Consider the following 15,217-nt stretch of genomic DNA (forward strand, 5'->3'; position numbering starts at 1 on the left):
GGGGCGCGCGCTGATTGGCGTAATCTCGAAGGCTGGAGCCCGCCGTTCTCGGGACCTCGATCCACGCCTTGATCCACACCTTGGGGTTGCTCAGCAGATGACTGCCATCTCTCTCGGAATGCCGTCCGTGCCGACCAAGCTTGCCGACCGCCGGGTCAGCCGCAAGATCCAGGTCGGCTCGGTCGCCGTCGGCGGCGACGCACCCATCTCGGTGCAGTCCATGACCACGACCCGGACCTCCGACATCGGCGCCACTCTGCAGCAGATCGCCGAGCTGACCGCCTCCGGCTGCCAGATCGTCCGCGTGGCCTGCCCGACCCAGGACGACGCCGACGCCCTCGCGGTGATCGCGAAGAAGTCGCAGATCCCGGTGATCGCCGACATCCACTTCCAGCCCAAGTACGTCTTCGCGGCGATCGACGCGGGCTGCGCCGCCGTCCGCGTGAACCCGGGCAACATCAAGCAGTTCGACGACAAGGTCAAGGAGATCGCGCGCGCCGCCAAGGACGCGGGCACCCCGATCCGGATCGGTGTCAACGCGGGCTCCCTCGACGCCCGGCTGCTGAAGAAGTACGGCAAGGCCACCCCCGAGGCGCTGGTCGAGTCCGCGCTGTGGGAGGCCTCCCTCTTCGAGGAGCACGGCTTCGGCGACATCAAGATCTCGGTCAAGCACAACGACCCGGTCGTCATGGTCAACGCCTACCGCCAGCTGGCCGCTGTGTGCGACTACCCGCTGCACCTCGGCGTCACCGAGGCCGGTCCCGCCTTCCAGGGCACCATCAAGTCCGCGGTCGCCTTCGGCGCGCTGCTCTCCGAGGGCATCGGCGACACCATCCGGGTCTCCCTGTCGGCCCCGCCGGTCGAGGAGATCAAGGTCGGCATCCAGATCCTGGAGTCGCTGAACCTCAAGCAGCGCCGCCTGGAGATCGTCTCCTGCCCCTCCTGCGGCCGCGCCCAGGTGGACGTGTACAAGCTCGCCGAAGAGGTCACCGCGGGCCTGGAGGGCATGGAGGTGCCGCTGCGCGTCGCCGTCATGGGCTGCGTCGTCAACGGCCCCGGCGAGGCCCGTGAGGCCGACCTCGGTGTCGCCTCCGGCAACGGCAAGGGGCAGATCTTCGTCAAGGGCGAGATCATCAAGACCGTGCCCGAGTCGAAGATCGTCGAGACCCTCATCGAAGAGGCGATGAAGATCGCCGAGCAGATGGAGAGGGACGGCGTGACCTCCGGCGAGCCGAAGGTCTCCGTCGCGGGCTGAGCAGCCCTCCAGGCCCGCTCCGACGGCCCTCGCGATTTTTCCGGCCCCGGCCCGTTCCCGCAGCTCGCGGGCGGGGCCGGGGTCTTTTTCCGTCCCCGTACGGGCGGCAGTCCACGGGAGCGCCGGGTACAGTGCGGAGATCAGCGGACGTGCATGGTGAGGCCCTCTACAGTGTTGACGCAGACCACCACCCGGGTCCTGGAGCCCAGCGATCTCGACGCCGCCCTCCAGGTGCTGGGCCGCGAGCCCGTCGCCAACGCCTTCGTGACCTCCCGGGTCCAGGTCGCGGGCCTCGACCCCTGGCGCCTCGGTGGCGAGATGTGGGGCTGGTACACCGACGGCCAGCTGCGCTCGATGTGCTACGCGGGCGCGAACCTGGTCCCCGTCTGCGCCGGACCCGAAGCGGTGCGCGCCTTCGCCGACCGTGCCCGGCGCACCGGCCGCCGCTGCTCCTCCATCGTCGGGCCCGCCGAGGCCGCCGGACTGCTGTGGCGGCTGCTGGAACCGCACTGGGGTCCCGCCCGTGACGTGCGCGCCCACCAGCCGCTGATGACCACCGAGCAGCCGTCCCCCGAGATCGCTCCGGACCCGCTGGTCCGCCGGGTCCGCACGGACCAGATGGACATGATCATGCCCGCGTGCGTGGCCATGTTCACCGAAGAGGTCGGCGTCTCCCCGCTCACCGGGGACGGCGGACTCCTCTACCAGGCCCGGGTCGCCGAACTCGTCGCCGCAGGGCGCTCCTTCGCCCGCATCGAGGACGGCAAGGTCGTCTTCAAGGCCGAGATCGGCGCGGCCACCCACCGCGCCTGCCAGATCCAGGGGGTGTGGGTCGACCCCGCCTTCCGCGGCCGGGGCCACTCCGAGACCGGGATGGCCGCCGTGGTCGACTACGCGCTGCGCGACATCGCGCCCGTCGTCAGCCTCTACGTGAACGACTTCAACACCGCCGCCCGGGCCTCGTACCGGCGCGTGGGCTTCCGCGAGGTCGGCATGTTCATGAGCGTTCTGTTCTGAACCCGGCCCGGCCGGTGTCGTATGCCGCGGTCTCCTGCCGCCCGGGTGTGCCGCGCTCGTATCCGGGCGCGGGTGGTGCGAAGTAAGGTCGGCCGCATGCTGCCTACCCCCGGGGGCGACCCCCGCCGCCCCGCAGGCCTCACCCTCGGCCCGCTCGACCTCGTCGCCCGCGTCGACGAGGCCCTGCGGGTGCAGGCCGTCGCCTTCGGGCTGAACGAGGAGGAAGTGGGCATCAGGCGCTACATCGTGCAGCGCCACATGACCTCCCCGGGGGCCCGCGCGCTCGGCGCGTTCACGGACGCGGGCGACCTGGCGGGGTTCGTCTACGGGATGCCCAACGACCGTACGCACTGGTGGTCCACGGTGGTGGAGCCCCACCTGCGCGCGGGCGGCCTCGATGGCTGGCTCGACGGCTCCTTCGTCATCACCGAACTCCACGTCCACCCCGACTTCCAGGGCCGGGGCGCGGGCCGCGCCCTCATCACCCGGATCACCGACACCGCCGCCGAACCCCGCTCGATCCTGTCCGCGATCGACGCCGACAGCCCGGCCCGCGCGCTGTACCGCGACCTCGGCTACACCGACCTCGCGCGGCAGGTGACCTTCCCCAGCGCGCGCCTCCCGTACGCCGTGATGGGCGCCCCGCTCCCCCTGCGCCGGCCCTGACCGGGGCCGGATCCCGCCCTGGCCGGGCCCGTAAACGGTTTTCCGGGTGCCGCCGGCCCCCGGTAGCCTCGCCGCATGTCTACGCAACACGTGCAGCGCCTGTCCCGCCTCATGGTCAAGACCCTCCGAGAGGACCCGGCCGACGCGGAAACCCTCAGCCACAAGCTCCTCGTCCGCGCGGGCTACGTACGCCGCAGCTCGGCCGGAGTGTGGAGCTGGCTGCCGCTGGGCAAGCGGGTCCTGGACAACGTCTCGCGCGTCGTCCGCGAGGAGATGGACGCCATCGGCGCCCAGGAGGTGCTGCTGCCCGCGCTGTTGCCGAAAGAGCCGTACGAGGTCAGCGGGCGCTGGACGGAGTACGGCGACCTGCTCTTCCGGCTCAAGGACCGCAAGGGCGCCGACTACCTGCTCGGCCCCACCCACGAGGAGATCTTCACCCTCGTGGTCAAGGACCAGTGCACGTCCTACAAGGACCTGCCGGTGATGCTGTACCAGATCCAGACCAAGTACCGCGACGAGGCCCGGCCGCGCTCGGGCGTACTGCGGGGCCGCGAGTTCCAGATGAAGGACTCCTACTCCTTCGACGTCAGTGACGAGGGCCTCGCCGAGTCGTACGCCCTCCACCGCGCCGCCTACCAACGGATCTTCACCCGGCTCGGGCTAGACCACCGCATCGTGTCGGCCGTCTCCGGCGCGATGGGCGGCTCCGCCTCCGAGGAGTTCCTGGCCCCGGCGGGCGCGGGCGAGGACACCTTCGCGGACTGCCCGTCATGCGACTACGCCGCCAACACCGAAGCCGTCACCTTCGCCCTCACCCAGGCCGGGGGAGAGCACGGGCCGGTCGAGGAACTGGCCACCCCCGACACCCCGACCATCGAATCGCTCGCCGCGCTCCTGGGCGTACCGGCCTCGGCCACGCTCAAGAACCTGCTGGTCAAGGTCGACGGCGAGATCGTGGCGATCGGCGTCCCGGGCGACCGCGAGGTGGACCTGGGCAAGCTGGGCGAGCACCTGGCCCCGGCCGTGGTCGAGCTGGTGACGGCCGAGGACTTCACCGGCCGTCCCGACCTGGTGCGCGGCTACGTCGGCCCGCAGGGCCTGGAGAAGGTCCGCTACCTCGCCGACCCCCGCGTCGCGCCCGGCACTTCGTGGGTCACCGGCGCCAACCGCGTCGACACGCACGCCCGCAACGTGGTGTGCGGGCGGGACTTCGAGGTCGACCAGTACCTCGACGTGGTGGTGGTCGAGCCGGGCGACCCCTGCCCGGCCTGCGGTACGGGGCTCCGGCTGGACCGGGCCATCGAGATCGGGCACATCTTCCAGCTGGGCCGCAAGTACGCGGACGCGTTCGGGCTCGACGTCCTCGGCAAGGAGGGCAAGCCGGTCCGGGTCACGATGGGTTCGTACGGCATCGGCGTCTCCCGGGCGGTGGCCGCCCTGGCCGAACAGACCGCCGACGAGCGGGGCCTGTGCTGGCCCGCGGAGGTCGCCCCGGCCGACGTCCACGTGGTGGCGGCGGGCAAGGCCGTGCCGCTCGCGCTCGCGGAGCAGGCGGCCGAGGCGCTGGCCGCCGCGGGGCGGCGGGTCCTGCTGGACGACCGGCCCGGCCTGTCCCCCGGGGTGAAGCTGACGGACGCCGAACTGATGGGCGTGCGCTGGATCCTTGTCGCGGGCCGCCGGTCCGCGGAGTCGGTGGTCGAACTCCAGAACCGCGCCACCGGTGTCCGCGAGGAACTCCCCCTGGCAGAGGCCCTGTCCCGCCTGACGCCGTAGGCCCCGCCGCCGACGGGCCGGGGCAAGACCGGCCCCGCCGACGTTCGAAGACCGGCCCCGGCGGCGTCTGAGGCGCCGCCGGAGGCCGGTGGGGACGCTCGCGCGGGCGGGTCCGGCTCGGGCGGGCGCCTACCCGGCCGCGCCGCCGGGCGCGGCCGGGTCCGGGCCCCGGGCCGGGGGGTCCGTAGCGGCCGGGTCCGTCGCGGCCGGGTCCGTCGCGGCCGGGGGCGCCGCGGCCGGGGGCGCCGCGGCGGGCGGCGCCGCCGGGGGAGGGGTCGCGCGTTCCAGGAAGCGGAGGAGTTCCACCGGGAACGGGAGGACCAGGGTGGAGTTCTTCTCCGCCGCCACCGCCACCACCGTCTGCAACAGCCTCAGTTGAAGCGCCGCCGGCTGCTCCGACATGACCTCCGCCGCCTCCGCCAGCTTCCTCGACGCCTGCAGCTCCGCATCCGCGTTGATCACCCGCGCCCGCCGCTCCCGGTCGGCCTCCGCCTGCCGGGCCATCGACCGCTTCATCGTCTCCGGCAGCGACACGTCCTTGATCTCGACCCGGTCGATCTGCACGCCCCACCCGATCGCCGGGCTGTCGATCATCAGCTCCAGCCCCTGGTTCAGCTGCTCCCGGTTCGACAGCAGGTCGTCCAGATCGGACTTGCCGATGATCGACCGGAGCGAGGTCTGCGCCATCTGCGAGACCGCGAAACGGTAGTCCTCCACCTCGATGATCGCGTTCGCCGCGTCGACCACCTTGAAGTACACGACGGCGTCCACCCGCACCGTGACGTTGTCCCGCGTGATCCCCTCCTGCGCCGGGATCGGCATCGTCACGATCTGCATGTTGACCTTGCGCAGCCGGTCCATCCCCGGGACGACCAGGGTGAATCCGGGCCCGCGGATCCCCTGCCGCAACCGGCCGAAGCGGAACACCACACCGCGTTCGTACTGCTTCACCACCCGGGCGGCCGCGCCCAGCGCCACCCCGATACCGGCGCCCGCGGCGATCCCCGCTGTCAGCAGTTCCTGGACCATGACGGCCTCCTGCCGGGCAGAACCCACTTACCTACGGTATGCCCGCCGCCCGGCCCTACAACCAGCCCGCGAACTCCAGCAGCAGCTCGCCGTCCCGCCGCCGCCCGGCCGCCAGCGCCCGCACCCCGGACTCCACGGCCCGGAACAGCGTCCACCCGCGCAGCCGGTCCCGGTCCACCTCCAGCGAGTCGGCCAGCCGGTTCACCCGCCGCCGCGCCCCCGAGGCCCCCGCCGAGGTGGCGACCTGGTCCTCCAGCCGGTCCCGGCACAGCCGGGCCAGGTCGTACTCCCGGTCGCCCACCAGCGGCTCGGGGCCGACCGTGAGCCACGGCGCCCGCTCGCCCGCCAGCACCTTGCCCTGGCGGAAATTGCCGTGCAGCAGCGCCGGTTCACCCGGAGCCGCGGTCAGTTCCTCGCGGGCGTCGAGCGCGGCCCGTACCAGCTCCGCCGCCTCCGCCGGAGCCGCGGCCAGTGCCGCGCACTGGGGCCCCGTACGCTCCGCCACCGTCTCGAAGGGATGGTCCGCCGCCGGGGGCACCCACAGCCGCCGGACCGTCCCCGCCGCTTCCAGCAGCGCCTTCGCCTCGGGCAGCGAGCGCAGCGACACCTCGGGCTGGAGCCGCTCCAGCAGCAGCGCGCCGTCGTCCGGCCCGTCGTACGGCGTTCCCGGCGTGGAATCGAGGAGCCGTACGGCGCCGAAACCGGCCCAGTGCTCCAGCGCGGCCCGCTCCCGGTCCGGCCGGGCCCGCGGCGGCGCGAGCTTCAGGGCGGCCGGGGTCCCGTCGGCGGACCGCACCAGGACGACCAGACTGCTGCGCCCGCCCGGGGCCACCACCCGCTGGGCCAGCACCTCACGCCGGGCGAGCGCCTTCCCGGTCAGCTCGGGCAACTGCCCCAGCCACTCCGCGTTCTGCGACGATTCCGGCGTCTCGCCGAGCGCCCGGACAAGCCGCTCAGGCGGTTCGAAAGCCATGCGTGCGTGATCCCCTTCAGCTGTTGCGGGCTCGTTCAGCGCGTTCCGTGAGCCCAGGGAAGGCTACGCCGCCGCCGCGCCAGCGTGCCGCGCGGACGGCCGCGGCGCTCAGCGAGTCGGCCGCCTCGCGGCGCAGCGGGCCGTCCGCCGCCCGCACCAGATCGGAGTACGCCCCCGCCACCCGGTCCTCGATCTCGGCGGCCAGCCGCTCGGCGTCCGCCGGGGTGCGCACCAGGAACGGCAGGGCGTAGGCGGCCTCCGCGGGCTGCGGGGATCCGCCCAGGTCACGCACGGTGCGGCTGAGGGTGTCGCGCCGGGCGAGATGGACCCCGTACGCGTCCCGGGCCTCGGTGGCGCGTTCGGCGGCGATCCGGGCCCCGATCACCCCGTAGCCGTAGACGGCCGCGTGCTCCGCGGCCAGCACGCTCTGCGCGGCCGTCAGGGCGCGGCCACCGCCCCGGGTGGGTTCCGGCGCGCCCTGCGTTAGTGTCGCGGCCCTCGTCACGCCTTGCCTCCGGGGTTCGAGGTGAGCAGGTAGGTGTGCACGGCGCCGCAGGCGGCCACCGACGCGAGCAGCCGGGCCAGCTCGCCGGAGGTGCCCGCGAGGGCGATCTTCCGGGCCTCGGCCAGGTCCCGTTCGGCGTCCGCGAGGGCGGTCAGCGCCTCCGCGGGCTGCGCGGGCACCGGCGCGGCGCTCTTCGCGGCCGGCTTCCCGGCGGTGTTCGCGGTGGTTCCAGCCGCTCCGGCGGCCGTACCGGGCGCGGCGGAACCGGACCCGGAGGGCGAGGGCGTCGGCGTCGGTGCCTCGCCGTCGGGGGCCAGCGCCCCGGCGTGCGCGGCCACCGACGAGCGCAGCGGGGCGAGCCGCTCGGCCAGCGGGGGGTGGGCGGCGATGGTGGCGTCATAACGTTCCAGCAGCAATTCACTGTCCCGGACGGCGGCCGCCCGGATGGGCCGCTCGGGTGGAGCCTCGGCGTCCCCGGCGGCCGGGCCACCGCCCGAGCACCCGGTGAGCAGGGCGGCACCGGCCGCACCAGCGGCTCCGCCCAGCAGGCTCCTTCGCGAAGGCATGGTCCAGGGCACGGCGACGTCCTCGGTGGTCACGGCGGGCAGAGGCGGGGGACAGGCAGTGATCACGGTACCCGGGGCCCGGTCCACAGCGCGGACGGCAACACCCCTCGCGACCGGATACCCTGTGGACCTGACACGCGACACACGCGGCGGAAACCACAACAGCACACGCGGCCGAGGAGTCACCCGGATGAGCACCACCCAGAGCGACAGGCTGCGCGCATTGCTGGAGCCGCTCGTCGCCGCCCAGGACCTGGACCTCGAGGACATCGAGCTGTCCAAGGCGGGCAAGCGCCGGATGCTGCGCGTCATCGTGGACTCCGACGAGGGTGTGGAGCTGGACACCTGCGCCGAGTTGAGCCGCGTGATCTCCGAGACGCTGGACGAGTCCGACGCCATGGGCGAGGACGAGTACGTCCTGGAAGTGAGTTCGCCGGGCGCCGACCGCCCGCTGAGCGAGCACCGTCACTACCTCCGGGCGATCGGCCGCCTCGTGAAGTTCCAGCTCTCCGGCGAGGGGGAGAAGGGCGCCGGGGAACTGGTCGCCCGCATCCTCGACGTCGACGACGAGGGCATGGACCTCGAAGTACCGGGCGTGAAGGGCCGCAAGGCGACCGCCCGCCGCATCGCGTTCACCGACATCGCCAAGGCGCGTGTCGAAATCGAGTTCAACCGCAAGGACAAGAAGGAAGAGGAGGCGTAGCCGTGGACATCGACATGAGTGCCCTGCGGGGCCTGGTCCGGGAGAAGGAGATCTCCTTCGACCTGCTGGTCGAGGCGATCGAGTCCGCTCTCCTCATCGCGTACCACCGCACCGAGGGAAGCTTCCGGCGCGCCCGCGTCGAGCTGGACCGCACCAACGGCCACGTGGTCGTGTGGGCGAAGGAGGACCCGCGGGATCTGGAGGAGGGCCAGGAGCCCAAGGAGTTCGACGACACCCCGTCGGACTTCGGCCGGATCGCCGCCACCACCGCCAAGCAGGTGATCCTGCAGCGTCTGCGCGACGCGCAGGACGACCAGACCTTCGGCGAGTTCCTCGGCCGTGAGGGCGACGTCATCACCGGCGTGGTCCAGCAGGGCAAGGACCCCAAGAACGTGCTGGTCGACATCGGCAAGATGGAGGCCATGCTGCCGGTGCAGGAGCAGGTGCCGGGCGAGGAGTACACCCACGGCCTGCGTCTTCGGACGTACGTCGTCCGGGTGGCCAAGGGTGTCCGCGGCCCGTCCGTGACCCTCTCGCGCACCCATCCCAACCTGGTGAAGAAGCTCTTCGCGCTGGAGGTTCCGGAGATCGCCGACGGCAGCGTCGAGATCTGCGCGATCGCCCGCGAGGCCGGTCACCGCACCAAGATCGCCGTCCGGTCCACCCGCTCCGGCCTGAACCCGAAGGGCGCCTGCATCGGCCCGATGGGCAGCCGCGTGCGCAACGTGATGGCCGAACTGCACGGCGAGAAGATCGACATCGTCGACTGGTCGGACGACCCGGCGGAGATGGTCGCGAACGCGCTGTCACCCGCCAGGGTGAGCGAGGTCGAGGTCGTCGACTGGGACACCCGTTCCGCCCGGGTGATCGTGCCCGACTACCAGCTGTCGCTGGCCATCGGCAAGGAGGGCCAGAACGCCCGCCTCGCCGCGCGGCTCACCGGCTGGCGCATCGACATCCGTTCCGACACGGAGCAGCCGTCCGACGGCGGCTCCGGCCGCGACGGGGAATAAACCGCTACCGGCCGGAGGTTCCCGGCCGGTAGACAGGTGATAACACGACGACGTCCGTTCGATTTCTCGCCCGTACGGGTGAGGTCGGTGCGGGGAGGTAGACTTAAGCGTGTCTGGCCGGACGCATGCCCGCGCATGCCCTGAACGCACCTGTGTGGGGTGCCGGGAGCGAGCGGCCAAGAACGACCTGCTGCGCATCGTGGCGGTAGGGGACGCATGCGTCCCCGATCCTCGCGGTACGCTGCCCGGCCGGGGTGCATATGTGCACCCCGCCGTGGTCTGCCTCGACCAAGCGGTACGCCGACGCGCGTTCCCCAGGGCCTTCAAGTCCTCGGGAGCGTTCGACACGGCGAAGCTGCGCAAGGCCGTAGAAGGGCCGTAGAGGCACAGCGCAAGAACAGAAAGCAGTACGGCACGGATGCCCCGTGCGGTCAGGTACCTCGCGAGTTGGAAGTAGGTCGAGATTGCGATGAGCACTCGATGAGTACGCGATGAGTACGCCCATGAAGTAGCGACGGTCCGGCGTAACCCGGACCTAAAAGGAGCGAAGTGGCTAAGGTCCGGGTATATGAACTCGCCAAGGAGTTCGGAGTCGAGAGCAAGGTCGTCATGGCCAAGCTCCAAGAACTCGGTGAGTTTGTGCGTTCGGCGTCCTCGACGATCGAGGCGCCGGTCGTACGCAAGTTGACTGACGCACTGCAGGGCCCCGGCGGCAACGCCGGCAAGTCCGCTGCGAAGCCCGGCGCGCCCCGCAAGGCCGCGCCTGCCCAGCCCGGGGTTCCCGCCCCGGGTGCCGCCGCACGTCCCGCGGCCCCCAAGCCCGGCGCACCGGCTCCCAAGCCGGTCGTCGCCGAGGCCCCGGCCGCCAGCACCCCCAGCGCCCCGGCGCCCGTGACTCCGGCCGCCTCCGGCCCGCGTCCCGGCCCGAAGGCACCGGCCGCCCCGAAGCCCGCCGTCCAGGCGCCGGCTCCGGTCGCGACCGAGTTCTCCGCGCCTCCGGCGGCCCCCGCGGCCCCGCAGCGCGCAGAGCGCACCGAGCGTTCCGAGCGGCCCGCGGGTGCGTCCCCCGGTCCGCGTCCCGCCACGCAGCAGCGTCCGGCGGCGGCCCCGGGTCAGTCCGGTACCCGTCCCGGCGCCCCGCGTCCGGCGGGCCAGGGCGGCCAGGAGCGTCCGGCTCAGGGACAGCGTCCCGCAGCCGGTGGCCAGGCCCCCCGTCCGGGTGGATCCCGTCCCGCGGGTCCCCGTCCCGGTAACAACCCCTTCACCTCCGGTGGTTCCACCGGCATGGCGCGCCCCCAGGCGCCCCGCCCGCAGGGTGCCCCGCGTCCCGGTGCCCCCGGCGCCGGCGGCCAGGGTGCCCCGCGTCCGCAGGGTGGTCCCGGTGGCGCTCCGCGCCCCCAGGGCGGCGCCGGTGCCGGTCGTCCGACCCCGGGCGGCATGCCCCGCCCGCAGGGCGGCGCTCGTCCCGCTGGTGGCCCTGGCGGTGCTCCGGGCGGTAACCGTCCGAACCCCGGCATGATGCCGCAGCGTCCGGCTGCCGGTCCCCGTCCCGGTGGCGGCCCCGGCGGCGCCGGTCGCGGCCCCGGTGCCGGTGGCCGTGGTCCCGGCACCGGTGGTGCCGGTCGTCCCGCCGGTGGCGGCGGCTTCGCCGGCCGTCCGGCCGGTCCCGGCTCGCGTCCCGGTGGCGGCGGCGGCTTCGGCGGCCCGCGTCCCGGTGGTGGCGGCGGCTTCGGCGGCGGTCCTGGTGCGGGTGGCGGTGGCCGTCCCGGCTTCGCCGGCCGTCCCGGCGGTCCCAATGCCCGTGGCGGCACGCAGGGTGCCTTCGGCCGCCCCGGCGGGCCCGCCCGTCGTGGTCGCAAGTCGAAGCGCCAGAGGCGCCAGGAGTACGAGGCCATGCAGGCCCCGTCGGTCGGCGGCATCATGCTGCCCCGCGGCCACGGCGAGACCGTTCGCCTGTCGCGCGGTGCGTCCCTCACCGACTTCGCGGAGAAGATCAACGCCAACCCGGCGTCGCTCGTCGCCGTGATGATGAACCTCGGCGAGATGGTCACTGCCACGCAGTCCGTCTCCGACGAGACCCTCGAAATGCTGGCCGGCGAGATGAACTACGTCGTTCAGATCGTCAGCCCGGAGGAAGAGGACCGCGAGCTCCTCGAGGGCTTCGACATCGAGTTCGGCGAGGACGAGGGCGGCGAGGAGTTCCTCATGCCGCGTCCGCCGGTCGTCACCGTCATGGGTCACGTCGACCACGGTAAGACCCGCCTCCTCGACGCCATCCGCAAGACGAACGTCGTTGCGGGCGAGGCCGGTGGCATCACCCAGCACATCGGTGCCTACCAGGTGGGTACCACCGTCAACGGTGAAGACCGCAAGATCACCTTCATCGACACCCCCGGTCACGAGGCGTTCACCGCCATGCGTGCCCGTGGTGCCAAGTCGACCGACATCGCGATCCTCGTGGTCGCGGCCAACGACGGCGTCATGCCGCAGACGATCGAGGCGCTCAACCACGCCAAGGCCGCCGGCGTCCCGATCGTCGTCGCGGTCAACAAGATCGACGTCGAGGGTGCCGACCCGGTCAAGGTGCGCGGTCAGCTCACCGAGTTCGGTCTGGTCGCCGAGGAGTACGGCGGCGACACGATGTTCGTCGACATCTCCGCCAAGCAGGGTCTGCACATCGACTCCCTGCTCGAGGCCGTCGTCCTCACCGCCGACGCCTCGCTCGACCTGCGCGCCAACCCGGAGCAGGACGCTCAGGGTATTGCGATCGAGTCCCACCTCGACCGCGGCCGCGGTGCCGTTGCCACCGTCCTCGTTCAGCGCGGTACCCTCCGCGTCGGCGACACGATGGTCGTGGGCGATGCCTACGGCCGTGTGCGCGCCATGCTCGACGACAAGGGCAACAACGTCGAGGAAGCGGGTCCGGCGACCCCCGTCCTGGTCCTGGGTCTCACCAACGTCCCCGGCGCCGGCGACAACTTCCTCGTCGTGGACGAGGACCGTACGGCCCGTCAGATCGCCGAGAAGCGTGCTGCGCGGGAGCGCAACGCCAACTTCGCCAAGCGCGTCCGCCGGGTGTCCCTGGAAGACCTCGACTCGGTCCTCAAGGCCGGTCTGGTCCAGGAACTCAACCTCATCATCAAGGGCGACGCGTCCGGTGCGGTCGAGGCTCTCGAGTCCTCGCTGCTCCAGCTCGACGTCGGTGAAGAGGTCGACATCCGTGTCCTGCACCGCGGTGTGGGTGCGGTCACCGAGTCCGACATCTCGCTGGCGATGGGCTCCGACGCCATCGTCATCGGTTACAACGTCCGTGCGGCCGGCCGTGCCGCGCAGATGGCGGACCGCGAGGGCGTCGACGTTCGCTACTACTCGGTGATCTACCAGGCCATCGAGGAGATCGAGGCGGCCCTGAAGGGTCTCCTCAAGCCGGAATTCGAAGAGGTCGAGCTCGGTACGGCGGAGGTCCGCGAGGTCTTCCGCTCGTCCAAGCTGGGCAACATCGCGGGTGTTCTCATCCGCTCCGGCGAGGTCAAGCGCAACACCAAGGCGCGGCTCCTGCGCGATGGCAAGGTCATCGCCGAGAGCCTCACCATCTCCGGTCTGCGCCGCTTCAAGGACGACGTCACCGAGATCCGCGAAGGGTTCGAGGGTGGTATCAACCTCGGCAGCTTCAACGACATCAAGGTCGACGACGTCATCGCGACGTACGAGATGCGCGAGAAGCCCCGCGCGTAAGCACGTGGCGGTTCGTACCGTGTCGTAACTCGTAGTACCGGGGCCGGTCGGCGGAATATCCGTCGATCGGCCCCGGCCGTTGCGTGTACGGTTCTGGTGTCCCTGCCGAGCGACGGCCCGGCAGGTCACCTAACCCGAACCGGCGGGACATCCGGAACTACATGTACGTGGGGACTCTGTCCTTCGATGTGCTCCTCGGCGATGTTCATTCGCTGAAGGAGAAACGCTCCGTCGTCCGGCCCATCGTCGCCGAGCTCCAGCGCAAGTTCTCTGTGAGCGCGGCCGAAGTGGGCGATCAGGACCTGCACCGCAGGGCCGAAATCGGGGTCGCTCTGGTGGCCGGGGACACGGGGTTCCTGTCGGACGTGCTGGACCGCTGTGAGCGGCTGGTGGCGGCACGTCCGGAAGTGGAGCTGCTGTCGGTACGACGGCGGATCCACGGTGATGACGACTGACTGCAAGGAAAAGAAGGAGACGGACCAGTGGCCGACAACGCGCGCGCTAAGAAGCTGGCGGACCTCATTCGGGAGGTGGTCGCCCAGAAGCTCCAGCGTGGAGTCAAGGACCCGCGTCTCGGAACGCACGTGACGATCACCGACACCCGGGTCACCGGTGACCTGCGGGAGGCCACGGTCTTCTACACGGTGTACGGCGACGACGAGGACCGGGCCAGTGCGGCCGCCGGACTGGAGAGCGCCAAGGGCGTTCTGCGCTCGGCGGTCGGTCAGGCGGCCGGTACCAAGTTCACCCCCACGCTGACCTTCGTGGCGGACGCCCTCCCGGAGAACGCCAAGACCATCGAGGAACTCCTCGACAAGGTCCGCGCCTCCGACGCCCAGGTGCGCGAGGCGTCCTCGGGCGCCACGTTCGCGGGCGAGGCCGACCCGTACAAGAAGCCGGGCGAGGACGAGGACGCAGCCGCGGAATGAGCAACGACCGCACCCCCCCGCCGGACGGCCTTGTCATCGTCGACAAGCCGTCCGGCTTCACTTCGCACGACGTGGTCGCCAAGATGCGCGGGATCGCCAAGACCCGCCGCGTCGGCCACGCGGGCACGCTCGACCCGATGGCCACCGGCGTCCTCGTCCTGGGCGTCGAGAAGGCCACCAAACTGCTCGGTCACCTCGCGCTGACCGAGAAGGAGTACCTCGGTACGATCCGCCTCGGCCAGAACACCCTGACCGACGACGCCGAGGGCGACCTCATCTCCTCCACCGACGCGGCCGGGGTCACCCGGGAAGCGGTGGACGAGGGCATCGCGAAGCTGTCCGGCGAGATCATGCAGGTCCCGTCCAAGGTCAGCGCCATCAAGATCAACGGCGTGCGGTCCTACAAGCGCGCCCGTGACGGCGAGGACTTCGAGATCCCGGCCCGCCCGGTCACGATCTCCTCGTTCCACGTCTACGACATGCGCGAGGCGGAGGCCGAGGACGGCACGAAGGTCGTCGACCTCGTCGTCTCCGTGGTCTGCTCCAGCGGTACGTACATCCGCGCCCTCGCGCGCGACCTGGGCGCCGACCTCGGCGTCGGCGGCCACCTGACCGCGCTGCGGCGCACCCGGGTGGGCCCGTACAAGCTGGACCAGGCGCGCACCCTGGACCAGCACCAGGCGGAACTGACCGTCATGCCGATCGCGGAAGCGGCGGCCGCGGCGTTCCCGCGCTGGGACCTCGACGCGCGCCGGGCATCGCTGCTCGGCAACGGCGTCCGGCTGGAGATGCCGGAGGAGTACCCGGCGGGGCGGACCGTGGCGGTCTTCGGGCCGCAGGGCACGCTGCTGGGGCTCGTGGAGAGCAAGGGCGGCAAGGCGAAGTCCCTGGCGGTCTTCGTCTGACGTCGCGGTTCTCGGGAACTCCGGTCGGAGTTCCCAGGCGTACCTGGGCGTAGCGAGGCGGCGTCTCCAGGCGTCCCATGGTGTCTCTCGGTGTCTTCTGACGTCTCTTGACGTGGAGCGGTGAGCGCTCAGGATCTGCCGCTCACCG

At 71.9% G+C, this 15,217-nt stretch carries 15 protein-coding genes; 11 read left to right on the plus strand and 4 right to left on the minus strand.

Going from position 1 to position 15,217, the window contains the following annotated elements; genetic code table 11:
- Positions 1–97: 97 nt before the first annotated feature.
- From ispG to QMF80_RS23900, 4 genes are all read left to right on the plus strand, one after another.
- On the plus strand, positions 98–1,255 hold the full coding sequence (gene ispG / locus QMF80_RS23885) for a flavodoxin-dependent (E)-4-hydroxy-3-methylbut-2-enyl-diphosphate synthase (protein ID WP_283456531.1): 1,158 nt from the start codon (positions 98–100) through the stop codon (positions 1,253–1,255).
- Positions 1,256–1,408: 153 nt separating this feature from the next.
- Positions 1,409–2,272 carry a GNAT family N-acetyltransferase gene (locus QMF80_RS23890; RefSeq protein ID WP_283456533.1) on the plus strand — a complete coding sequence of 288 codons (864 nt, stop codon included), beginning with the start codon at positions 1,409–1,411 and terminating at the stop codon, positions 2,270–2,272.
- A 96-nt stretch (positions 2,273–2,368) separates the two neighbouring features.
- A complete protein-coding gene (locus QMF80_RS23895) occupies positions 2,369–2,938 on the plus strand; it encodes a GNAT family N-acetyltransferase (RefSeq protein WP_283456535.1) in 570 nt (189 codons plus the stop codon).
- 75 nt (positions 2,939–3,013) lie between these two features.
- Positions 3,014–4,711, plus strand: coding sequence for a proline--tRNA ligase (locus QMF80_RS23900; RefSeq protein WP_283456536.1), 1,698 nt, complete (start codon positions 3,014–3,016; stop codon positions 4,709–4,711).
- Positions 4,712–4,840: 129 nt separating this feature from the next.
- Here the strand turns inward: QMF80_RS23900 and QMF80_RS23905 are convergent, their stop codons facing one another.
- Genes QMF80_RS23905 through QMF80_RS23920 form a run of 4 tightly spaced genes read right to left on the minus strand, consistent with a single transcriptional unit; the run spans position 4,841 to position 7,817 of the window.
- On the minus strand, positions 4,841–5,740 hold the full coding sequence (locus QMF80_RS23905) for a slipin family protein (protein WP_283456573.1): 900 nt from the start codon (positions 5,738–5,740) through the stop codon (positions 4,841–4,843).
- 55 nt (positions 5,741–5,795) lie between these two features.
- On the minus strand, positions 5,796–6,713 hold the full coding sequence (locus QMF80_RS23910) for an aminoglycoside phosphotransferase family protein (RefSeq protein WP_283456538.1): 918 nt from the start codon (positions 6,711–6,713) through the stop codon (positions 5,796–5,798).
- A 16-nt stretch (positions 6,714–6,729) separates the two neighbouring features.
- Positions 6,730–7,218, minus strand: a complete 489-nt coding sequence (locus QMF80_RS23915) for a ferritin-like domain-containing protein (RefSeq protein WP_502962906.1) — start codon at positions 7,216–7,218, stop codon at positions 6,730–6,732.
- The gene (locus tag QMF80_RS23920; RefSeq protein ID WP_283456540.1) at positions 7,215–7,817 is read right to left on the minus strand and encodes a hypothetical protein; all 603 of its coding nucleotides are present in this window, start codon (positions 7,815–7,817) and stop codon (positions 7,215–7,217) included. Before QMF80_RS23920 ends, QMF80_RS23915 begins: the two co-directional genes overlap by 4 nt.
- A 157-nt stretch (positions 7,818–7,974) precedes the next feature.
- Here QMF80_RS23920 and rimP point away from each other — a divergent pair, with 157 nt between their 5' ends.
- The 7 genes from rimP to truB all read left to right on the plus strand — a co-directional run bounded on the left by rimP (position 7,975) and on the right by truB (position 15,069).
- Positions 7,975–8,487 (plus strand): ribosome maturation factor RimP, encoded by a 513-nt coding sequence (rimP, locus tag QMF80_RS23925; RefSeq protein WP_283456542.1) that lies wholly within the window; start codon positions 7,975–7,977, stop codon positions 8,485–8,487.
- Between the two features lie 2 nt (positions 8,488–8,489).
- On the plus strand, positions 8,490–9,500 hold the full coding sequence (nusA, locus tag QMF80_RS23930; protein WP_283456544.1) for a transcription termination factor NusA: 1,011 nt from the start codon (positions 8,490–8,492) through the stop codon (positions 9,498–9,500).
- Positions 9,501–9,609: 109 nt separating this feature from the next.
- The gene (locus tag QMF80_RS23935) at positions 9,610–9,882 is read left to right on the plus strand and encodes a YlxR family protein (protein ID WP_283456546.1); all 273 of its coding nucleotides are present in this window, start codon (positions 9,610–9,612) and stop codon (positions 9,880–9,882) included.
- A 167-nt stretch (positions 9,883–10,049) separates the two neighbouring features.
- Positions 10,050–13,235: a translation initiation factor IF-2 gene (gene infB / locus QMF80_RS23940; RefSeq protein ID WP_283456548.1), complete on the plus strand. Its 3,186-nt coding sequence runs from the start codon at positions 10,050–10,052 to the stop codon at positions 13,233–13,235.
- Positions 13,236–13,396: 161 nt separating this feature from the next.
- A complete protein-coding gene (locus QMF80_RS23945) occupies positions 13,397–13,690 on the plus strand; it encodes a DUF503 domain-containing protein (RefSeq protein WP_283456550.1) in 294 nt (97 codons plus the stop codon).
- 27 nt (positions 13,691–13,717) lie between these two features.
- Complete coding sequence (rbfA, locus tag QMF80_RS23950) at positions 13,718–14,164, plus strand: 30S ribosome-binding factor RbfA (protein ID WP_283456552.1); 447 nt, start codon at positions 13,718–13,720, stop codon at positions 14,162–14,164.
- Positions 14,161–15,069, plus strand: coding sequence for a tRNA pseudouridine(55) synthase TruB (gene truB / locus QMF80_RS23955; RefSeq protein WP_283456554.1), 909 nt, complete (start codon positions 14,161–14,163; stop codon positions 15,067–15,069). Before rbfA ends, truB begins: the two co-directional genes overlap by 4 nt.
- Positions 15,070–15,217: the final 148 nt, after the last annotated feature.

Origin of the sequence: Streptomyces sp. G-G2 (genome assembly GCF_030063135.1) — a bacterium.
Taxonomy (GTDB): domain Bacteria; phylum Actinomycetota; class Actinomycetes; order Streptomycetales; family Streptomycetaceae; genus Streptomyces.